This is a genomic window from Dyadobacter sp. 3J3, from assembly GCF_009801115.1.
In the GTDB taxonomy this organism is placed as follows: Bacteria; Bacteroidota; Bacteroidia; order Cytophagales; family Spirosomataceae; genus Dyadobacter.
In genome coordinates this window covers 50,820-71,825 of the sequence record NZ_VTOL01000017.1, presented here as the reverse complement: position 1 = coordinate 71,825, position 21,006 = coordinate 50,820, and the positions used below count along the sequence as shown (strand labels likewise).

Here is a 21,006-nt window from a genome sequence, read left to right as displayed (position 1 = left end):
GCTTTATAGCTGTTTTGCAGAATCGAAAGAAGTTGCTCAACTGCTTGCATTTTCGGCCTCTCCACCTACGGCATATCTTAAAAGTGCTGAGTACATTATTGATGGAGGGCCTGTTCATACGGGTTAAGATTATAGCAGCTTTAAATGAAAATAGGAAAATTATGAGCCGAATAAATTACCTATTCGGCTCATAATTTTCTTATATTTGAGCCGAATAGGAAAATTAATTGGCTCATGACTTATAATTGGCAGCAACCAGAATGGCCGGATTTCGTTTACAACCTTTCGGACTTAGAAGATTTGCTATTATCTTTTGCAGAAGAGACCGGAAATATTTCAGGAATCCTGCAAGCCGCTCCTGAGCATGTGAAAACAGAAAACCTACTTGATATATTGGTTTCGGAAGCCATTAAAACCTCGGAAATTGAAGGCGAGTACATCAGTCGCCAGGATGTAGTTTTTTCCATCAGAAATAATTTGGGACTAAATTCCGGGCCGCAGATAGTAAAAGACAAGCGAGCCAAAGGGGTAAGTACACTGATGGTTGATGTCCGTAAAACCTATGCCAATTTACTAACAGAGGAAAAGCTTTTCGCCTGGCATGAGATGTTGCTAAGTGAAAATAAAACAATCAACTCAGGAACATGGCGAAAAGGAATGGAACCGATGCAGGTTATTTCAGGAACAATAGGAAGAGAAAAAGTGCATTTCGAAGCCCCTCCTTCTCAACAGGTTCCACAAGAGATGGAGAGATTTATAAAATGGTTTAACGCAACAGCGCCTGGTGGCAGCAAAGAAATCAAAAGAGGACCTGTTCGTTCAGCCATTGTTCATCTATTTTTTGAATCAATTCATCCTTTTGAGGATGGCAATGGACGTATTGGAAGAGTTTTAGCAGAAAAAGCCTTATCCCAAACTATGGGACGTCCTGTCATGTTAAGCCTGTCACGTAGCATTGAAGCAGACCGAAAATCATATTACAGTGCCTTGGAAAAAGCACAGGGTAATAACGAAATTACGGCCTGGATCCATTACTTTGTTCAAGTGATCTTTGACGCACAAGTGGAAGCAAGAAAAATATTGACTTTCACTTTACAGAAAACAAAGTTTTATGATCAATTTAAAAACAAATTTAATGAACGTCAGGCCAAAGCTATTCAGAAAATGCTCGAATCCGGTCCAGATGGCTTTACAGGGGGAATGACGGCAAAAAAATATATGAGCATCACCAAAACCTCAAAATCCACGGCTACAAGGGATCTTCAACATCTGGTTGAAATACAAGCGTTACTACTAACCGGCGGCGGTCGCAGTGTAAGTTATTTACTTCCCATTTAGACTAAATCACGCCTTCTCAAACTCAATCCGGACTTTATCGTAAAGGCTGATCACCCGCATAGCAAGTGAAATACATTCCTCCGAAGTCATTTGATCAATAGTATTAATGATTGCGTTTGCAGTCAGCTTTCCATCTTTGTCAAATTTCGGGCCCATTTTCTTAATCTGGATTGTAATACTTTCCCACTCCGGACTTAGCGTATCGGAGAAATATTTGGGGACTATGATATTGAAATAAGCTGCCTGAGATCTTAAATATTGCTTTGAAAGTAAAATATTACTACTTAGACTGCTTACTAGTTTGGAAAGTTCTGTGTATACGAAGATGTTTGACTTATTCACTTGTATGTTCGTTGAGGGTTTGATTATTTAAAGTTACAAATAATGCCCGTAAACAAGCCAGATTTGGATTATAATTTTTTCAATAAAACTGACAGACGGCTTGCCATAAATATTCTTCAATTCATGTTTTTATACGGCAGTCAAAAAAAATACTGAACCTAATTAAAATAAATTAGTAACTATCGGTAAATAATTCAATTTTTTTATTTTTTCTAAATCCTTTTTTTGAACTGAATACTATATACGCAAAACCTTCTAAAATATTTGCAGTAACGCAATTCTGAATCTTAAACTTTATTCTTTTAAAATTATATAAAGATAAGTTGCAGATTTATAGAAAGTTAAAGCAAAGAAAAAGCTCCGGAAAATCCGAAGCTCTTTTACTAAATATTTCTCACAGTCTTAGCTAGTAAGACTTGTAGTAAAATTACTACGATTATTGTAGATATCCGAATTTATAACCATCGCATTTGTAAATGTTCCAGTTAATACTTCATCTCATTTAAGAATTAATTATTGCAATGAGTCGATTGCATTGTAATATTTGATCTAATATTAAGATATTTCTTACAATAAACCGAAATTTATGATGCAATACATTTAAGAATATTGCATAAGTATTATTTAACTTAATCCTATGCATATCTGATTTTAACATGGATTATTTCAACTTTAATGGTTCCACAATAAGCTCCCAAAAAGGAATAACCCTGCGTTCTCTGAACCCCAAAAATTCGTATACTTTACCAGCTCTTGCATTGGTATTTATAAAATGAAGAAATGGAACAGCACCTTCATTCATTATACTTTTTGCTACATGGCTGACCAGCATTTGCGCATACCTATTTCCTGTGTGTAACGGATGCGTAGCGACGGCACTGATTTCTGAAAATCCAGTCATCCGGAATCTTTCTCCCGCCATCGCAACGATTTTATTATCTTTTCTGATCCCGAAATAATTTCCAAGCAACGGCGTATCCTTATAGAAATATCCCGGCTGTACCAGATTTATCAATTCAAGTATTTCAGGTCGATCAGCTTCGGTAAGCGTAATGATTTCTTCGGTAGGTTCAAGGATCAGGCTTTCGTTGTTTTCGCAAACCATCTGAATGCAATCCAGTCTCCTGCTGATTGTCCAGCCAGATGCCGGAGCAGCAAGTTTGCCAACCATGAACAGCTTTTCACCTTCCGATACCCACGGACGTAAAGTATTTAGATCCGCTTTTTCAGGATTTTCACAACCCAGGATTTGCAATGTTCCAGGTTGGTAGCGACTAATATTGGTTGTTCCCAAAGCAAAGTTTTGGTGCACTGTCTGTAACGCGTGCCAAACAGGATTGTCCAGAATTTTATACGAATCAGAATGCATAGAGAGTTTTTGTCAAATCAATTTATGTCACTATACAATAGTATAGGCCTATTACTATACTGATTTTATAGACCTACCTTTGATGTGTATATTTGAGGTTACCATTTTATTTGTCTCCTTAAACGAGTCTCAATAAGTAAAATTAACATTAACTTTTTCAAAAAATGTCACAAACTACATGGGTTGTTGATAAACTTCACTCCGAAGTACAATTTAAAGTAAAACATCTTGTTATTTCCACTGTTACAGGTGCATTTACGTCTTTCAGCGGTCAGGCTACTACCGAAAATGATCAGTTTGAAGATGCAAAAATAGAATTTTCTATGGATGTAAACAGCGTTTACACAAGTCAGGAAGGCCGTGACGAACATTTGAAAGGAGCAGATTTTTTTGATGCAGCAGCATTTCCTGAAATCACTTTCGTTTCAACTTCTTTCAAAAAAGCGAAAGGTGATTTATTCAACCTGATCGGCAATCTTACAATGAAAGGTGTTACAAAAGAAGTGGAACTGGAAGCAGAATATGGTGGAACTGAAAAAGATCAGTATGGCAATATTAAAGTTGGATTTGAAGTAACAGGAACTGTAAATCGCAAAGATTTCGGTGTTACTTTCAACTCCCTTACTGAAACCGGCGGACTTGCGTTGGGCGAAAACATTAAAGTGATTGCCAATATCCAGATCGCAAAACAAGTTTAGTACTCATTGCATAAAAGAACAGCACTACATTGGCTTAATAGCTTTTGCAGTGCTGTTTTTTTTATCAATGAATCTTATCCGGATTCAAGGCCATAAATTCCATACTTTCCTCGTCATTAGCTTCCAGTGAAACCGATGCTATAGACGCATTTTTCTGTCCCCAGGCAAATACCAGCGGTAAAATAAAGAGCGCCGCAAAAGTAGAAGCGATAAGTCCGCCAACTACGGCCCTACCCAATGGAGAAGACTGGTCACCTGCCTCGCCAAGTCCGCTGGCCATTGGCAACATACCCACAACCATCGCAAGAGAAGTCATCACAATTGGCCGCATCCGAAGCGCCGCGGCTTCTTTGGCCGAGGCTAACGCATTGCCATTAACCAGCCGAAGCTGTTCTGCATTGGTAATCAAAAGTACCGCATTGGAAATGGAAACCCCGACAGACATGATAATTCCCATATACGATTGCAGGTTCAGGGTCGATCCTGTCAAAAGCAACATCGCAAGAGCACCCAGAATTACCGCCGGAACAGTTGTTAAAATAATCGCTGACACTCTGAATGACTGGAAATTAGCGGCTAGCATTAAAAATATCACCACAATGGCAACCAGAAGTCCGTTTTGCAAACTGCTTAATGTATCCGTCAATGTAGAGCTCATCCCGATTTGTTCCACAGTAATTCCTCTTGGAAGTTCTCCAAGTGCGGTAATTGCTTTTTGCACATCGACAGTCGCAGCACCCAAATCTTTGTCATTCAGATTGGCCGTGACTGTTAATATCGGTAAAGCTCCCAGATTATCATTTTCGCCATACGTTGTGTCAAGTTTGATCGTCGCTATATCACTTAAAACTGGTCTGCTTGTATTTTTCAATAACGGAATCTCCCCTATTTCTTCCAGTGAGTTCATCTGATTTTCAGGAATCTGAACCTGAACACTATAACTCAAACCACTCTTTTCATCCACCCAGATATTTTTGTCTGTATACCGGGAAGACGATGTTGATGCGGTCATGGATCTCGAAACATCGGTCATATCTGTTCCCAGCTGAGCGGCACGAACGCGATCTACTTCGATATTAATAGCAGGATATTTGTTTGATTGCCCCAATTGAATATCACGTATATAACTGATTTTTGCAAGTTCAACCATAAGCTTTTTGGCATACTGCTCATTAAGCTTTTTATTTCTGCCACCAAAACGAATTTCCACAGGCGTTGGAGATCCCTGACTTAAAATCTTGTCAGTCAATTCCATAGGCTCAAAAGAAAGACTTACATCCGGGATAGAATCATGAACTTTGCTCCGTATCTTTTCTTTTAACGCATCAAGATTAGTCTTGAAACCTTCTTCAAGGGCAACCTGTAAAACAGCTTCCTGCGGCCCTGCCATCCAGAGATAAATAGGGTTGGAAGAAAAAAGTGCCGGATGCTGCCCAACATAGGCAGAAGTTACAGAAACATTTTCAGGACCGACAATATTTTTGATGATCTGGATCATGCCCAGCGTTTTCTCTTCTGTTCTTTCAATACGTGTACCTTCCGCGGCCCGGAGCCTTACCTGAAATTGTGAGCCATTCACCTTCGGAAGTACATCTTTTCCAATAATGGAAAGTAAAAGAGCGGTTAGCGCAATGGTGACGACCAAATAAGAAATAACGATAGGTCTTCTGAGAGGCAAGGTCCGGTCGACGAATCTTAAAAAACGTAAACGAAGTTTTTCAAACCGTGACAATTTTTCTTCCGGCGCGTCATCTGCTTTGGCTTTATGTCCTTTCATAATCCAGTTGGCCATTACGGGTACAAAAGTCTGGGAGAGAAAATACGAAATAATCATACTAAAACCGATCGCAAGGGCCAGCGGGAGAAAAAGCGATCCGGGAATACCGCCCATGGTAAAGGCAGGCGCAAATACTGCGAGAATACAAAAAAGGATGAGCAGTTTTGGAAAGGCAATTTCCCGACAGGCATCCCAGATGGCCAGCCGCTTGGGTTTTCCCATGTCGAGATGCTGGTGAATATTCTCAATTGTTACCGTACTTTCATCAACCAAAATCCCGATGGCAAGTGCCAGACCACTCAAAGTCATGATGTTGATGGTTTGCCCAAATAAATTCAGGAACAAAACACCGGCGATGATGGAAGTCGGAATCGTTAAAATTACAATTAAAGCACCTCGTGGATCACCCAGAAAAAGCAGTACCATCAAGCCTGTTAAAACTGCACCAAGCGCTCCTTCTGTGACAAGACTTTTAACCGAATTAATTACGTAAACGGACTGGTCAAATTCATAAGTAAGTTGCACATCTGCCGGAAGCAAAGCCTGCATTTTCGGCAGATTGGCTTTCAATTTTTGTACCACTTCCCACGTCGATGCATCCGCACTTTTGGCAATACTGAGATAAACAGAGCGTTTGCCGTTAACCAATCCATAACCAACTGTGATATCGGCAGCATCTTCAACGGTGGCCACATCACGCAGATAAAGATTTTGAACGCCCCCTTTAAACAAAGGAATATCGGCAAAATCCTTGATGTTATGAATCGTTGTGTTCGTAGGTGTGATATAATTTTTGCTCCCCATCCGCACATTTCCGGAAGGTGCAGTCTGGTTATTGATCCTGATAGCTTCCACCAATTGGTCCGGAGTCATATTATGTGAACGAAGCAACGCAGGATCTGCTTTGATAACGATAGTCCTGATATTTCCACCAAAAGGAGGCGCTGAAACCAGGCCTGGAATCGTTGTAAATGAAGACCTTACATAAGTATTGGCAAGATCCAGAAGCTCATTATTTCCTCTAACATCACTACTTACAATAAGCTCACCGATAGGCAGTGTTGAAGCATCAAAACGGAGAATAAAAGGTGGCGAAGAACCCGGGGGGAAAATTGCCTGTGCCCGGTTACAAGAGGCGCTCACTTCAGCAGCAGCCTGGGCCATATTGGTACCCGGGTAAAAATTCACCTTGATTAAAGTTAATCCCTGAATATTTTTGGTTTCAATACTTTTGATACCATTTACATACAAAAGAAGGTTGATGTATGGTTTGGCAAAAAAGGTTTCCATCTGGTTAGGCGTATAACCTCCAAACGGGTGGGATATATACAAAACCGGCATATCAAGTTTTGGGAAAATATCAATCTTGATCGTGCGGAGTGCATTGATCCCAAAAAACAGCATGGTCGCCACAATTACCATGATGGTAATGGGTTTCCTTAATGCTAAGAGAATTAAATTCATGATAGAGTAAAGGTAAAGAAATAGGAAACTTATATTTTAGTTGACAATTTACATAAGGCATTTGAAACGATACAAAATCAGAGATTAACTGTTTGTCAATCCCGAATTCACTAAATTAATGCACGATAAGTTTACAATTCAATTAAAATGTAACTGTCCATATATTATAATCGAATTTTAATCAATAGATAAGCTTTTATAAAAGTTTGTCTGTTCTGATTTATGACAATATCAAATACCTGACTAAAAATACGAGATATTTTTATGCCATCCCCTCAATAAAAAATCACCCGCCAATAATAATCAGCGGGTGATTTTTTTTAATATTAAAATTGGCTATGCAGGTATTTTTCTTGGTTTTTCACGCTCCCAGAAACGGTGTTGTTCAATTGCCAAAACAAACTTTTCTGCAAGATATGCAGCGTCATCACTTACAATCAGACCTTCCGTTAAAACATTTTCTTCTGAGAAATCGGAAGGAAGTTTGCTATTGAAATAAGTCGCTTCCAAAACCTGAATGGCCTGCGCATCGGCAGCAATGGCTTTGCAGTGTTTAAATGCCTGGTTTAAAAAATGTATGGCATCGGCCTCAGCTTCAACAGTGGCCACGCTATTAGTCCCTCCCGGAACATACACAGCATCATAAAGTACCGAAGCGGCAGTTAAATAGCTGTGATCAACAGGAATTTGCTCGTCGTCTTCGGTCAGAACATATCCTAGTCTTGGCGCAATTATTTCTACGATAGCACCTTCGGCCATCAAGGCATTTTTTACAGTGTTAAGTGATTTACCGTCAACACCGTCAGCAGTTAAAAAAGCGATTTTACGTGTTTCTATCGTATCTTTTGGCGTGTTGGCCATACTTAAAGCATCTGAAGAAACCAGTGAACTTTCAACCATTTCTGAATCGTAATCTGCCGGATCGGCATCAGCAGGCATACTGTGATTTAACGGCAGCGAAGGATCCTGCGGAACTGGAATACGGAGTGCAAATGAAACTTCTGCCGCCAGATTATTATCTATCAGTGATAGAATTCCAAGCATTCTTTCACGAATGGCTACCGTTTTCACCTTACCCAGTTCAAAACTCAACGCATCTACAATGTGATTTTTTTCCGGATCTGACTGACTGTTAAAGAACAATCTGGCCTGTGAGAAATGATCTAAAAAGCTTTTGCTTCTTGCCCTTATCTTTTTGGCATCAATACGTTCCGGATAGGTTACAAATCCACCTTCAGACTCTTTCACCTGGGCAGGATCATTGCCCCCAAGTGAATTGGGACTGTAACTTACTTTACCTTTATTGATAGTCTGGCGCATATGACCGTCTCTTTGGTTGTTATACACGCCAACCACGGGTCTATTGATTGGAATTTCATGGAAATTCGGTCCGCCTAAACGTAACAGTTGCGTATCGGTATAGGAGAACAAACGTCCCTGTAAAAGCGGATCATTTGTAAAATCAATACCCGGAACAATATTTCCCAAATGGAAGGCAACCTGTTCTGTCTCTGCAAAGAAATTATCCGGATTTCGGTTCAAAGTCATTTTTCCAATTCTTTGTACCGGAACCAGTTCTTCCGGAATCAGTTTTGTTGAGTCCAGCAGGTCAAAGTCATACTTAAATTCATCTTCTTCTGGTACGATCTGTACACCAAGTTCCCACTCAGGAAATGCACCACTTTCAATAGCATCCCAAAGATCACGACGATGGAAATCAGGATCTTTCCCGGAAATAATCTGCGCCTCATCCCAAGCAACGGAATGAACGCCCAGTATTGGTTTCCAGTGAAATTTGACAAAACTTGCAACGCCTTCCTTATTTACAAAACGGAATGTATGCACGCCAAATCCTTCCATCATACGTAAACTTCTTGGTAAAGCACGGTCGCTCATTACCCACATGATCATATGAGCGGATTCCGGCATAAGAGAAATGAAATCCCAGAAAGTATCGTGTGCAGATGCTGCCTGAGGCATTTCGCTGTCGGGTTCGGGTTTTACAGCGTGAATCAAATCAGGAAATTTAATCGCATCCTGAATAAAAAAGACTGGCATATTATTACCAACAAGATCGAAATTACCTTCCTGAGTATAAAACCTAACAGCAAAACCTCTGACGTCCCGGGCAAGATCGGAAGAACCTTTTGAACCCGTTACGGTTGAAAAACGTACAAAAACCGGCGTTTCAATGGACGGATCCAAAAGAAACTGTGCTTTGGTAACAGACCAAAGTGAATCATACACCTTGAAAACACCATGAGCACCTGAACCGCGTGCATGTACGACGCGCTCCGGGATACGTTCATGATCAAAATGTGTTATTTTCTCACGGAGAATAAAATCTTCCAGCAATGAAGCTCCGCGCTCGCCTGCTTTTAAAGAATTTTGATCGTCGTTTATTTTCAAACCTGTATTGGTTGTCATCGACTGACCTTGTGCATCATTTATAAAAGGTTGCAGATCTGCAATTTTATCATTTTCAGGCTTCTGGCCTGAATCTGTGGGAGTTTTATTGGTTGCCATATAAATGGGTTGAAAGTTAATTATGCCTCTTCCGAAGCCTTATAGTTGACATCGTTTTCTGCAATTTCGGTAAGCAGCTCATCTGCCTTTTTTTCCTCTGTCAAAGTCAGATACAGAATCTCTGCAACGTCGTCCAGGCCAAGTGTTTTTGCCAATTGAGTCAATCCGCCGTATGTTGCAATTTCATAATGCTCTACTTTTTGAGAAGCCAAGATGATACCAACATCTCTTGTTGCTGTACCTTCGTCTGTACTTTCAATAATTCCTTCACCTTCTTTTGAGATTCCCTCCATAGCATCACATTTTTTTGCGATCGCCTTTTCGTTAAGCAGATCAAAAATCTGTTCAATCCGTGTTACGTGTTCCTTAGTTTCCGCCAAATGACTATCAAGCGCCTTGGCAAGTTCAGGCGAAGTTGCGGCGCTGATCATTTTTGGCAGTGTTTTGACAAGGTGATTTTCTGCCCAGTAAATATCACGGATACTATCCATAAATAATTCCATGAGTGCCGGCTCTGCATGAGCCGAAGTTTTAGTTTTAAATTTTGGTTCTGATCCAGTCTGATTTTCCATGATGATGAATAATTTGTTTGTATGCTCTAATCCATACAAAACTGTTCCAGACCAGCACCTAAGTCAAAAGGCCTGGATCACAAAAAAAATTGTGCTTTCTGGGTAATTCCTGCATCAAATTTCATCGTTAAATGAAATCCTATAATCATTTTAAAAAGAAACAATATTCTTATTGTGAGATACTTATGTTTAACAAATATATTTTATAGCAGATTAACTACATCAATATTCTCACAATGAGGCTGGCAAACTTTTTGAATAGTGATTTCCCAACGGGATATTTCCTTCACTTAAATGGTAGCATATGCTAAAACTTAAACCATACAAAATTTGCTGGCTTTTGCTTGCAACACCCGTTACAAAGGTATCAGCACAGCTCACCGTATTTAACGTTTCCTCGTCCACCATTACAGATAAAAGTAAGATCAGTGTTCAGCAGCAGTTTGAGATTCAGGATCAAATCGAATCTTCAACGACACTCACCTATGGTTTAGGGAAAAAGTGGGAAATAGGTCTTAATCTTGTCAACCTTAATTACAATATCAAAGAGAAATCAATTAACACCAACGACTCCTCAATTGTATCACCTTACGCGCCTTTGCTGCTAGCCAATGCCCAAAAGGTTTTTGAAATCAATGACATATTATCTTTTGGCTTAGGCGCAATAGCAGGTACAAACCTGACAAGCTCTCATAACAGAAAATTTGTTTATTACAGCTATGCAAATATGCTGGCATCTGCCGGGGAACAGGATCAGTATCAGGTTGCGGCAGGTCCATATATAAGTAATCATAGATATTTGAGCCAGGGACCCTCTTATGGATTTCAATGTGCTGTGGATGCGGGGCTGTGGTACAAAAAGCTTCATCTTATGGCAGACTGGATCTCTGGTTCTCACGACAAAGGAAGGTTGACTCTGGGCCTGGAGATTTTTCTAACCCAGCGCCTTCCCCTTTCACTGGGCTGGCAACGAAGTAATCGGGATGGTTCTCAGGGAGCCGTTCTTCAGCTCACATTTTTACCTCAATAATTAAAAATTGATAGCTAACCGTTCAAAAAAATGGAACATATACTTTTTTCAGTTGACTGGCAGACGATGTGGAAACCCAGCAGTTCCGTGCTGGAAATAATTATTCGCGGTAGTATTACGTATTGGGTAATTTTTCTTTTGCTCAGGTTTTTTCGCCGTGGAGCCGGTCAGCTTGGCGTTAATGATGTACTGTTTATCATATTAGTTGCTGACGCCGCACAAAATTCAATGGCAGGGGAATACAAGTCTGTAACGGAAGGAATCGCTTTAATCGCAACGTTGGTTTTCTGGGATTTCACGATCAACTGGCTTGGATATCATTCCATTGCATTTGGTAAATTTGCCCAGCCCAAGCCATTGTCTTTGATTAAAAATGGAGAATTACAGAAGAAGAACCTTCAAAGTCAACTGATCACTGAGGATGAAATGTTTGGGATTTTGAGGGAACAGGGTATTGACGATATAAGTCAGGTAAAATCCTGCTGCCTTGAAGGAAGTGGTAATATCAGTATTATACAAAAACTGGATGCCGGGCCTTTGTCTCAAAAAAAACAATCTGAAAATAGTGTAGTTTAATATTTTAGTTTGTTAGATATTGACAACAGGGATGATATGGCTTTAAAGCTAAATCATCCCTTTTTGAAATATTTTAAACACTAAAATTTAGCAGCTATTTCCCCGATCTGTCGGTGATAATTCATTAGCTGTAAACCCTTTTCATCTTTATCTTAACATTACTCCGGATCACCAACGGCACTTTTTCCACCTTCACAGAACTACTGTCGAGACCAAACCACTTATCTTCCGAGTTAGTAATATTTTTAATTGCGAAGTAAAAATTCATGACAAATTCTTCATACCAGGGAAGATCGTTTTCTACCGACAGATAACGTTCCAGCACAACAAAACGGAAATCACCCATAATATTCTGACGGTTCAGTGATTCATAACGGCTGGTGATATCCACTTCCTTATTCAGCACCATATCCTGTACCACTTTCCTGAGAAAAAGATTAATACGCTGCTCAACCCTGAAACCAAGACGGAATGTGATTTTAATTACATCGTCCTCAGCCATAATATTGACGTGGTAATCCATCGTGTAAGGTTCATCCGTTGTTTCAACATGAACAAACCAGAATATATCGGCACGTTTGGGCCTTTTTTGAAATATTGAATAAATAATTTTGCTTTCAATTTCATTTTCTCCGGCTGCATTTGACATAAATATCAAATGTGTAGAATATTTCGGGATGCTGATATCATTGCTCAGTTCTCTCAATGCCGGTATGTGTTCATCCAGATTGACAAATTCCGTCAGACGAAGTTTAATCGAATTCGCCTTTAACCACATCGCCATAATATCCGCAATGATGATCGCCAGAAGTAGCGAAACCCAACCCCCGTGTGTAAATTTCAACAGATTGGCCGCCAGGAATGACCCTTCAATAGCCAGATAGACGATCATAAAAGCGGCAATCCATAGTTTATTGATTTTATGAACATACAGATAAAACGAAAACAGCAGCGTAGTCATGATCATCGTCAGCGTAATAGCAAGCCCGTAAGCCGCTTCCATATTTGATGATTCCTTGAAATAAAGTACGATACCGACACATCCCGCCCACAAAAGCCAGTTGACGCTTGGCACATAAAGCTGTCCTTTTTGATCACTGGGATAAACGAGACGCACTTTCGGCCATAAATTAAGCCGGATCGCTTCGGAGATAAGCGTGAATGAACCACTGATCAAGGCCTGGCTTGCGATGATCGCTGCCATTGTGGCAATACAAATTCCCGGCAGCAAAAACCAATCCGGCATGATTTCATAAAATGGCTTGCGATCATTTAAAAATTCTCCATTATGAAGTGCAAGCCATGCACCCTGACCAAAATAATTGATAACCAGACAGCTTTTTACAAAAATCCAACTGATCCTGATATTGCCTCTTCCGCAATGTCCAAGGTCGGAATAAAGTGCTTCTGCACCTGTTGTACAAAGAAAAACCGATCCTAATAGCCAAAATCCGCCAGGATGTTTTGCCAAAAGCGCGTAACCGTAATAAGGATTGAACGCTTTGAAGATCTCAGGATGGTAAATAACCTGGGAAAGGCCAAGAACAAGCAGCATTAAAAACCAGATCGTCATTACAGGACCAAAAGCCCGGCCAACAATGGTTGTTCCAAAAACCTGAATTATGAATAAAAGTGTCAGGATACCGATGACGATTGGTATTGTTTCGATGTTTGGATAAAGAATTCTTAGTCCTTCTACCGCTGATGAAACTGAAATTGGCGGTGTAATGATACCATCTGCCAACAATGTACTCGCACCAATAATAGCCGGAATCGTAAGCCACCTGGCGTTTTTCCGCACCAGCGCATAAAGTGCCAGAATGCCTCCTTCTCCATTGTTATCTGCCCGCAGAATCAGAATTACATATTTTAATGTTGTTTGTAGCGTAAGGGTCCAGAAAATCAAAGATACAGAACCGTAAACCACATCCAGGGAAATCCGTTCTTTGCCAATAATAGCCTGCATCGCATATAAAGGAGAAGTCCCGATATCTCCGTATATAATCCCGAGTGCAATCAAAAGACCGGCTGCCGAAGCCCTGTCACTGTGTTTAAGAGAACTCATTTTTGTTTTTAAAAATGTAATATGCTTATAAAAATAATAACTTAATTCTATCTCAGAAAGACCGCAAACAGGCCTTTGCAGCTGCAAAGGTGTTTAATTTGCTTAAAAGTATCATACCAATTCGCTAATCTTTTATTTTATCCCATTTTGTTTTCTGCAAAAAAAGAATTTCATTTTCTAATCATTTACAGATTCGCAACCGTTCTGTTAAAAGCAGCAATTTTTACAGGCGGGATTTCACTATTATTTTAAATCAAAAATAATATCCAATCAATTGATTATTAAAATTTTAACTTTTTTTTCACTACAATCCAAAAAACAAAACCCGCTGGACGTCAAAAGACTTGCAGCAGGTTTTCCAGATTTCGATTTAGATTTTAGAAATATTAGTCTGTCGAATTTTCAGTGAGCATATCCATCAGATCCTGGGCATCTCCGTCAAATTTGGTTCCGTTTACAAAAAAAGAAGGTGTGCCATTTACACCACTGCGTACTCCGCTTTCGAAATCTGACTCAACTTTCTTTTCCAATTCCGGATTCTGAATATCTTTCCTGAATTTCTCATTATTCAGGCCAATTTCTGATGCCATTTTAATCAATCCATCATTGTTTAATGAATTTTGATTTTCAAAGATGATATCATGCATTTCCCAGAATTTACCCTGCAAACCAGCAGCTTCACTTGCCACAGCAGCTGGCATAGCAAATTCATGTGATTCTGACAAGGGAAAGTTCCGAAAGACAAAACGAATTTGATTATCAAACTTATTTTGGATTTCTTTTATTACGGCATAAGCAGTGCCGCAGTGAGGACACTGGTAATCGCCATATTCAACAATTTCTATTAAGGCCTCCGCATTTCCCTGTATATGATCCTGGCTACTTACCGCAGGTTTTAAGTGACTCGACATATTGTTTTAGTTTTTTGGGGTTATTGATTCAAGGGCATCCAATATACCATCAGCTCCGGGATTAATTTCTATCGGCGACAAATAGCTCCAGGCAACGTATCCTTCCTTGTCTATGACAAACAGAGCACGGTTGCTTTCGCCCTCCTGCTCATCGTAAACGCCATATAATTTCGAAACCTCACCTTTCGGTTCAAAATCGGCAAGTAATGGAAATTTTAGTTTTCTGGAATCTGAAAAGGCAAGATGGCACCATTTGCTATCAACAGAAATGCCTAGAATCGTAGCATTGTACTTGTCAAAATATTTCAACATCTCATTATAAAGTGCCATCTGATCGGAACAAACAGGACTCCAGTCGGCAGGATAAAATGCAATAATTACATTTTTACCTTGCAGTTCGTTCAAAGAAATCTGTTGATCCGGCGTTGCAAATAATTTAAAATCGGGTGCTTTATCTCCTTTTTGTAACATATCATTATTTTTTAGTTAAAGCTTTTTTAAATTATTACAAGTTTTATGCCGCGAAGCATCAAATCACGGTAAGGTCATGGATATTTTTTCGGGATCTTGCTTTGTGCCTGCGATCACTTCAAAACTTACTCCATTTAAAATCAACGGATCACCATTTTTTAAATCAGCAGTTTCTCCCGTGATCAGTTCCGCTAAACTTAGGTAACTGCCTTCATAATCTCTCAACCAGGGGAGCGATAAAGTGTTACGGATGCGTTGCAAATGCACGAATCCTTCCGAAATCCATACTTTTTCAGACTGGGCATAAAAATATTCCGAATATTCTTCCAGTTCTGGCATATCACCAAAAACGCCTTCCATTATATCCTGCATAGCGATAATGCCCAGATATTTACCTTCTGCATCACCGACTATCCCGAAATCAACCCGCCTCTCTTTAAAAATGTTGAAAATATCTCGTGCCGGCATATCGGCAGGAACATAACATACATCGAGCATTGTCTTGTGCCAGTCCTGATCATCGTCTAACAGGAAAATTTTGGTCTTAACAATTCCGATAATATTACTTTCATGCCCCGTAACAACCGGAAAGTATGAATAGGGTTTCTTTTCAATAAATTCTTTCACTTCCCTCCGGTTCCAACTAACAGGCACCGATGCAACGATACGAGCCGGTTTCATGATTCTTTTTGCGGTCAGATTTTTAAAAGTGATCACATTTTGGTGCAGCCAAAATTGTTGCTTTTCCAGTACACCCTGCTTATAGGCCGCACTGAGTACTCTTCTCAAATCCTTTTCTGTAAAGTTTTTACTGCCCTGACTTTGAATCGGTAGTAGCGACAACAGATACCTGGAACTAACCGTCAGCAGTTTGATAAAAGGATAGATAATTTTTGAAAATAGGCTCAATGAGGGCGCTATAGCCAGCGATATTTTCACGGGTATTTGCAGTGCAATCGATTTTGGGAGCAGTTCTCCAAAAACAATTGTCAGGTAAGTAATCAGTCCAATACCTACAACTAACGATGAACCATGTGCTAAGAAATTGGAAACACCTAATCCGATAAGCCATACTTCTAACTCTTTGGCAACGATATTTCCGCCGTAAATTCCTTCCACCAGTCCGAGCAGCGTGATCCCAACCTGCACCGCACTTAGAAATTCATCAGGATTTTTTATCAGTTTAAGTACCTGCGCAGCTTTTGGATTATTTTTGAAATTATCATCCGACAATTCACCGTCCGTAACCGAAACCAGTGCAATCTCTGCCAGGGAAAAATATCCGTTTAAAATAATCAGGAGAATAATAACAAGAATAGCCATTTAATTACGGTTTGTTAGGAAGGCAATAAACATGGAAATTGTTTTGGAAGTAAACCAAACCAGTTGCTAATTTAAGGTATCCATGATTTCTGCTCATTTTATGTCAAGAAACTGGCTCAAATACATCCTGATTACTTCAAATATCATTTACAATTACCGTTCATATAAAAAAGGCAGATCCAGCACCTTACTTATTCTAAAAATAACTAATTTGACAAATCTTACCACCAAATTATTGTTTATTTTTATGAACAAATTTTCCCTGATTTGCTTCGCTCTGCTCGCTTCGCTATCCGGCCGCGCACAGGACAAACTCCCCTCGAACGTCCACCTTACCAAGCTGCCCAACGGGCTGGAATTACTAGTGCTGGAAGATAATTCCGTTCCCCTGGTAACAGTTGAAATTGCCGTCAAAAACGGATCCTTTGCCGAATCTCCGGAATATAATGGCCTTTCACATCTTTATGAGCATATGTTTTTCAAGGCAAATAAAGATATTCCTTCACAGGAAAAATATCTGGAAAGGATTCAGGAATTGGGGATTTCTTTCAACGGAACCACCGGTACCGAGCGGGTGAATTACTTTTTTACACTGGGCAGCGACGAGGTTTCAGAAGGTTTGCAGTTCCTGAACAGTGCTATCCGCTATCCTTTATTTCTTGAAAAGGAAATGAAAAACGAAAATCCGGTTGTGGATGGAGAATTTCAACGCGCGGAAAGCAGTCCTTTTTTCCCTCTTTTGAACAAGTTTGACCATAAAATGTGGGGAGATTTGTATTCTAGAAAAAATGTAATTGGAGATCATAATATCATTTTAACCTGTACACCGGAAAAAATGAATGTGATCAAGGACAAGTATTACCATCCAAATAACTCGATTCTGGTCGTTGCAGGGAATGTTAAGTATGATGACATTCTGAAAAAGGTGACAACCATTTTCGGAGACTGGAAAGCAGCTGATTTTGATCCGATACAGAAATGGCCAATCCCGGAAATCAAACCATTAAATCCGGCTGACTCTTTGAGTTTTGTTGTTACCAGTCCAAACGCCCGCGTACCCGCACTTGAAATCGCATGGCATGGCCCGGATACCAGAAATGATATAAAAAACACGCTGGTGGCTGATGTATTTTCCTATATACTATCACAAAAAAACTCCAAATTCCAGAAATCACTTGTCGATCAGGGATATGCGCTTAACCTGAGTATCAATTATCTGACGCAGAAATATGTCGGCCCAATCCAGCTTTTCATGATCCCGAATCCTGCCAAATTCGAGGAATCTTTTAAAGTATTAAAACAACAGATCGACCAGTTTGACGCACCGGATTATTATACCGACGAACAGATTGAAACAGCAAAAATAAAACTGGCCAACGGGGAAAAGTACAGTTCCGAGGTTACATCAGAATACATTCATACGCTTACTTTCTGGTGGGCATCGGCTTCCCTGCCTTATTATTTTAATTATGTCAACGAAGTCAATAAAATTACCAGAGCTGATTTGAATGCCTTTGTTCAGAAATATATCAAAGGCCAGCCTTGTGTGAAAGGTTTACTGCTTAACGCTGAGCAGCAAAAAACCTTAAATGTGAAAAATGTAGATGCGCTGTTCAACTAAAAAGACTCCATTTCCTATGAAAAACATATTTTCTTTTTCAGCAACGATTTGTTGTCTGATCTTAGTTTCCAGCCCGATTTTCGCGCAAAACACGACCAAAGAAATCAATTTTGAAGGCCTTAAAATAATTTATAAAAAGACGCCCAAACAGGTTGTTACGGCCAGTCTTTTCATCAAAGGCGGTACTGCGAATATTACAGATACCCAGCAAGGTTTGGAAGTTATGGCCTTGAATCTAGCTTTGGACGGCGGTACAAAAAAAATGAACAAAGATGATTTTGCTTCCAAAGCGGACAAATTGGGCACCAGTTTTGCAGCCAGCGGTTCAACAGATTACAGTACGATGACAATGACCTGCCTTAAAGAAAATTTCGGGGCGAGCTGGGAAATGTTCAACCAGGCAATATTTGAGCCCGTCATGGATGAAAGCGAATTCAAGGTTTTGAAAGACCAGATGATCGCGCAGGCAAAACAGCGTGAATCAGATCCTGATACTTATCTAAGAAAAATGGCTTCTGAGGCACTTTTCGGAGGTACGGATTATGCGAAAATTCCGGAAGGAACACCTGCTACATTGGAAACCATCACATTGGCCGATGTAAAAACGTATTACCAAAATTTACTGGGCAAGAAAAAATGCTATCTGGTGGTTGTAGGAAATATCGACGAAAAGGAGCTTTTGCAAAATGTAAAAAACAGTTTGGCAAAATTACCTGCCGGACAACTTGCTAAAATCCCAACTTTCAAAAGTGTAACTACGCCTGATGCGATTATTAAAGACAGAACGCTGGCCACCAATTATATTTTGGGAACGATGAACGCACCAAAATACAATTCGGTTGACGGACCGCTTTTTGAATTTGCCATGCGTATTCTTTACGACCGTTATTTTGTTGAACTTCGTACCAAAAGAAGTCTTTCTTATGCACCTGCGGCCAGTTATAGAAAGAATACTATTCAGCAGCCATTAACAAATTTGTACATTACAACGATTGATCCAAAACAATCACTTTTGGTAATGACGGATATTATTAACAGTATCAAAAAAGACGGATTCACAGAAAAAGAAGTGAAAGACAAAAAGAAAAGCTTTTTGACACGTTATTATATGACCAACGAATCCAGCGCAGCACAAGCATCACAACTGGGTTTTTGTGAAGCATCCGGAAACTGGAAATTGTTTGATGAGATCAACACCAAGATCACTACGGTAAAATTGGCAGATCTGAATAAGGCCTTTAACAAGTATATGACCGTAATTGACTGGGCATATCTGGGCAAACAGGATCAGGTTACAAAAGAGGATTTTAAGCAGCTGGCTAAATAAAGCAAGTAACTCTGGTTCAAAACTTTATCATTCCGCTTCATTTACGGCCCGCATCTTTTTAAAGATTGCAGACCGAAAATGAAGCATTTTTAATTTAATTTACGCTAAAAACACAAATCAGTTTAATGAAAAAAATTAGTACGCTTCTGTTTTTATTTTTAACAATTTCGATTGCAAACGGTCAGACAATTTATTCAAAAACCTTTGGCAGCATCAAAAACAAACCAGTTATTTTCCTTCACGGCGGCCCCGGAAACAGCTCCGTCTATTTTGAAGCGACAACGGCGCAGAAACTTGCCGACAAAGGATTTTATGTCATCATTTACGACAGACGCGGCGAAGGCCGTTCAAAAGATGAAAATGCTAAAATGAATTTTAATGAATATTTTGAAGATCTAAATGACCTTTACAGCAAATATGGATTGACAAAAGCTACTTTGATCGGATTTAGTTTTGGTGGTTTGGTAACCGCCCAATTTGCAGAGAAATATCCGAAAAAAGTCAAATCAGTCGTGCTGGTGAGTGCGCTCGTTTCCCAGCAGGAATCCTACAATACGATACTGAGAACTACAAAAGCCATTTATGAGAAAAATGGAGATAATGCCAATCTTCAGGATCTTGCACTTATTGAAAAAATGGACAAAAATTCACTTGAATACCGGACAGCCTGCTTTAAACATGCTACATTAAACGGTTATTTCAAACTAAAAAATCCAAATCCGGAGGCAAAAGAAATATATGCCGGATATGCAACGGATCCATTAATTACAAAATATGTAAAAAATGAGCAGTCAGTTCCCACATTCTGGAAAAATGAACCACTGAAAAATCTTGATGTAAGTGGCAGTCTAAAAAAAATAAGTAGTCAAAAGATTCCGGTATTTGCAATTTATGGCCGGCAGGACGGAATTTTTTGCGAAGAACAAATGGCTGAGTTGAGAAAAATAATTGGCAAGGATCATCTCAAATATATTGACAACAGTTCTCATACGCTATTTATTGACCAGCAGGCGGTGTTTCTATCTTCGGTAGAAAATTGGATTAAATAAACATTTGCTTTCAAAAAAACAGCTCTGGTAATCACATGAGCAGAATCCTCTTTATTTTGAATAAAAAGAAAATATGAAAACCCTAATTCTCCTTTGCCTGTTGATTACCAGTGCTTCCGTGGCCTTTGCACAGCAGCCGGATGTTGAAAAGAAACTCAAAGAACTTGGTTTGCAACTTCCTCTAAATCAGAAACCGATTGCCAACTATGTGAAAGCGGTGCGATCGGGAAATCTTGTTTTCCTATCCGGTCAGGGGCCTGCATCCATGGATGGGAAGTTACTCGCTGGAAAAGTGGGCAAAGATATGACTGTTGAACAAGGATATGACGCCGCCAAATTAACAGGATTGAGCCTTCTCTCTTCATTGAAAGACGAAATCGGTGACCTTAACAAAGTGAAACGTATTGTCAAAGTTCTGGGCATGGTCAATTGCGGCGAAAACTTTACAGATCATCCAAAAGTCATCAACGGATTTGATGGTTGCTGTTTTTGGAGAAAAAGGAAAACATGCCCGTTCGGCTGTGGGCATGAATTCTCTTCCTTTTAA

At 39.7% G+C, this 21,006-nt stretch carries 17 protein-coding genes; 8 read left to right on the top strand and 9 right to left on the bottom strand.

Annotated features, from left to right (window positions below; genetic code table 11):
• The first annotated feature begins 234 nt into the window (after nucleotides 1–234).
• Nucleotides 235–1,338, top strand: a complete 1,104-nt coding sequence (locus FZF08_RS27195) for a Fic family protein (RefSeq protein WP_159476441.1) — start codon at nucleotides 235–237, stop codon at nucleotides 1,336–1,338.
• Between the two features lie 6 nt (nucleotides 1,339–1,344).
• Here the strand turns inward: FZF08_RS27195 and FZF08_RS27190 are convergent, their stop codons facing one another.
• Together FZF08_RS27190 and FZF08_RS27185 are read right to left on the bottom strand one after the other, a co-directional pair.
• Nucleotides 1,345–1,680 (bottom strand): hypothetical protein, encoded by a 336-nt coding sequence (locus FZF08_RS27190; RefSeq protein WP_229216717.1) that lies wholly within the window; start codon nucleotides 1,678–1,680, stop codon nucleotides 1,345–1,347.
• 661 nt (nucleotides 1,681–2,341) lie between these two features.
• A complete protein-coding gene (locus FZF08_RS27185; RefSeq protein WP_159476439.1) occupies nucleotides 2,342–3,049 on the bottom strand; it encodes a GNAT family N-acetyltransferase in 708 nt (235 codons plus the stop codon).
• Between the two features lie 164 nt (nucleotides 3,050–3,213).
• On the opposite strand from FZF08_RS27185, the gene FZF08_RS27180 reads away from it, so the two are divergent.
• Nucleotides 3,214–3,747, top strand: coding sequence for a YceI family protein (locus FZF08_RS27180; RefSeq protein ID WP_159476436.1), 534 nt, complete (start codon nucleotides 3,214–3,216; stop codon nucleotides 3,745–3,747).
• Nucleotides 3,748–3,811: 64 nt separating this feature from the next.
• On the opposite strand, the gene FZF08_RS27175 is transcribed toward FZF08_RS27180, so the two are convergent.
• From FZF08_RS27175 to FZF08_RS27165, 3 genes are all read right to left on the bottom strand, one after another.
• Complete coding sequence (locus FZF08_RS27175; RefSeq protein WP_159476433.1) at nucleotides 3,812–6,988, bottom strand: efflux RND transporter permease subunit; 3,177 nt, start codon at nucleotides 6,986–6,988, stop codon at nucleotides 3,812–3,814.
• 336 nt (nucleotides 6,989–7,324) lie between these two features.
• Entirely contained in the window at nucleotides 7,325–9,514 is a 2,190-nt protein-coding gene (locus FZF08_RS27170; protein ID WP_159476430.1) for a catalase, read from the bottom strand.
• A gap of 20 nt (nucleotides 9,515–9,534) precedes the next feature.
• The gene (locus tag FZF08_RS27165; RefSeq protein ID WP_159476427.1) at nucleotides 9,535–10,086 is read right to left on the bottom strand and encodes a ferritin-like domain-containing protein; all 552 of its coding nucleotides are present in this window, start codon (nucleotides 10,084–10,086) and stop codon (nucleotides 9,535–9,537) included.
• 304 nt (nucleotides 10,087–10,390) lie between these two features.
• On the opposite strand from FZF08_RS27165, the gene FZF08_RS27160 reads away from it, so the two are divergent.
• Together FZF08_RS27160 and FZF08_RS27155 are read left to right on the top strand one after the other, a co-directional pair.
• Nucleotides 10,391–11,116 (top strand): hypothetical protein, encoded by a 726-nt coding sequence (locus tag FZF08_RS27160; RefSeq protein ID WP_229216716.1) that lies wholly within the window; start codon nucleotides 10,391–10,393, stop codon nucleotides 11,114–11,116.
• Between the two features lie 30 nt (nucleotides 11,117–11,146).
• Nucleotides 11,147–11,692: a DUF421 domain-containing protein gene (locus tag FZF08_RS27155; RefSeq protein WP_159476424.1), complete on the top strand. Its 546-nt coding sequence runs from the start codon at nucleotides 11,147–11,149 to the stop codon at nucleotides 11,690–11,692.
• A gap of 124 nt (nucleotides 11,693–11,816) precedes the next feature.
• Here the strand turns inward: FZF08_RS27155 and FZF08_RS27150 are convergent, their stop codons facing one another.
• From FZF08_RS27150 to FZF08_RS27135, 4 genes are all read right to left on the bottom strand, one after another.
• Nucleotides 11,817–13,757 (bottom strand): KUP/HAK/KT family potassium transporter, encoded by a 1,941-nt coding sequence (locus FZF08_RS27150; protein ID WP_159476421.1) that lies wholly within the window; start codon nucleotides 13,755–13,757, stop codon nucleotides 11,817–11,819.
• A gap of 386 nt (nucleotides 13,758–14,143) precedes the next feature.
• Nucleotides 14,144–14,668 (bottom strand): thioredoxin domain-containing protein, encoded by a 525-nt coding sequence (locus FZF08_RS27145; RefSeq protein WP_159476418.1) that lies wholly within the window; start codon nucleotides 14,666–14,668, stop codon nucleotides 14,144–14,146.
• A 6-nt stretch (nucleotides 14,669–14,674) separates the two neighbouring features.
• A complete protein-coding gene (locus tag FZF08_RS27140; RefSeq protein ID WP_159476414.1) occupies nucleotides 14,675–15,139 on the bottom strand; it encodes a redoxin domain-containing protein in 465 nt (154 codons plus the stop codon).
• Nucleotides 15,140–15,202: 63 nt separating this feature from the next.
• Entirely contained in the window at nucleotides 15,203–16,462 is a 1,260-nt protein-coding gene (locus FZF08_RS27135; RefSeq protein ID WP_159476411.1) for a hemolysin family protein, read from the bottom strand.
• Nucleotides 16,463–16,709: 247 nt separating this feature from the next.
• On the opposite strand from FZF08_RS27135, the gene FZF08_RS27130 reads away from it, so the two are divergent.
• The 4 genes from FZF08_RS27130 (at nucleotide 16,710) to FZF08_RS27115 (ending at nucleotide 21,006) form a co-directional block, all read left to right on the top strand.
• A complete protein-coding gene (locus FZF08_RS27130; protein WP_159476408.1) occupies nucleotides 16,710–18,083 on the top strand; it encodes a pitrilysin family protein in 1,374 nt (457 codons plus the stop codon).
• A 16-nt stretch (nucleotides 18,084–18,099) separates the two neighbouring features.
• Nucleotides 18,100–19,410 carry a pitrilysin family protein gene (locus FZF08_RS27125; protein WP_159476405.1) on the top strand — a complete coding sequence of 437 codons (1,311 nt, stop codon included), beginning with the start codon at nucleotides 18,100–18,102 and terminating at the stop codon, nucleotides 19,408–19,410.
• Nucleotides 19,411–19,535: 125 nt separating this feature from the next.
• Nucleotides 19,536–20,459, top strand: coding sequence for an alpha/beta fold hydrolase (locus tag FZF08_RS27120; RefSeq protein ID WP_159476402.1), 924 nt, complete (start codon nucleotides 19,536–19,538; stop codon nucleotides 20,457–20,459).
• A 73-nt stretch (nucleotides 20,460–20,532) separates the two neighbouring features.
• On the top strand, nucleotides 20,533–21,006 hold the full coding sequence (locus FZF08_RS27115) for a RidA family protein (RefSeq protein ID WP_310590620.1): 474 nt from the start codon (nucleotides 20,533–20,535) through the stop codon (nucleotides 21,004–21,006).

Excerpts from the sequence above, each read along its gene's own strand:
- FZF08_RS27195 (WP_159476441.1), top strand. The coding sequence starts at position 235 with ATGACTTATAATTGGCAGCAACCAGAATGGCCGGATTTCGTTTACAAC.
- FZF08_RS27185 (WP_159476439.1), bottom strand. The coding sequence starts at position 3,049 with ATGCATTCTGATTCGTATAAAATTCTGGACAATCCTGTTTGGCACGCG.
- FZF08_RS27180 (WP_159476436.1), top strand. The coding sequence starts at position 3,214 with ATGTCACAAACTACATGGGTTGTTGATAAACTTCACTCCGAAGTACAA.
- FZF08_RS27175 (WP_159476433.1), bottom strand. The coding sequence starts at position 6,988 with ATGAATTTAATTCTCTTAGCATTAAGGAAACCCATTACCATCATGGTA.
- FZF08_RS27170 (WP_159476430.1), bottom strand. The coding sequence starts at position 9,514 with ATGGCAACCAATAAAACTCCCACAGATTCAGGCCAGAAGCCTGAAAAT.
- FZF08_RS27165 (WP_159476427.1), bottom strand. The coding sequence starts at position 10,086 with ATGGAAAATCAGACTGGATCAGAACCAAAATTTAAAACTAAAACTTCG.
- FZF08_RS27160 (WP_229216716.1), top strand. The coding sequence starts at position 10,391 with ATGCTAAAACTTAAACCATACAAAATTTGCTGGCTTTTGCTTGCAACA.
- FZF08_RS27155 (WP_159476424.1), top strand. The coding sequence starts at position 11,147 with ATGGAACATATACTTTTTTCAGTTGACTGGCAGACGATGTGGAAACCC.
- FZF08_RS27150 (WP_159476421.1), bottom strand. The coding sequence starts at position 13,757 with ATGAGTTCTCTTAAACACAGTGACAGGGCTTCGGCAGCCGGTCTTTTG.
- FZF08_RS27145 (WP_159476418.1), bottom strand. The coding sequence starts at position 14,668 with ATGTCGAGTCACTTAAAACCTGCGGTAAGTAGCCAGGATCATATACAG.
- FZF08_RS27140 (WP_159476414.1), bottom strand. The coding sequence starts at position 15,139 with ATGTTACAAAAAGGAGATAAAGCACCCGATTTTAAATTATTTGCAACG.
- FZF08_RS27135 (WP_159476411.1), bottom strand. The coding sequence starts at position 16,462 with ATGGCTATTCTTGTTATTATTCTCCTGATTATTTTAAACGGATATTTT.
- FZF08_RS27130 (WP_159476408.1), top strand. The coding sequence starts at position 16,710 with ATGAACAAATTTTCCCTGATTTGCTTCGCTCTGCTCGCTTCGCTATCC.
- FZF08_RS27125 (WP_159476405.1), top strand. The coding sequence starts at position 18,100 with ATGAAAAACATATTTTCTTTTTCAGCAACGATTTGTTGTCTGATCTTA.
- FZF08_RS27120 (WP_159476402.1), top strand. The coding sequence starts at position 19,536 with ATGAAAAAAATTAGTACGCTTCTGTTTTTATTTTTAACAATTTCGATT.
- FZF08_RS27115 (WP_310590620.1), top strand. The coding sequence starts at position 20,533 with ATGAAAACCCTAATTCTCCTTTGCCTGTTGATTACCAGTGCTTCCGTG.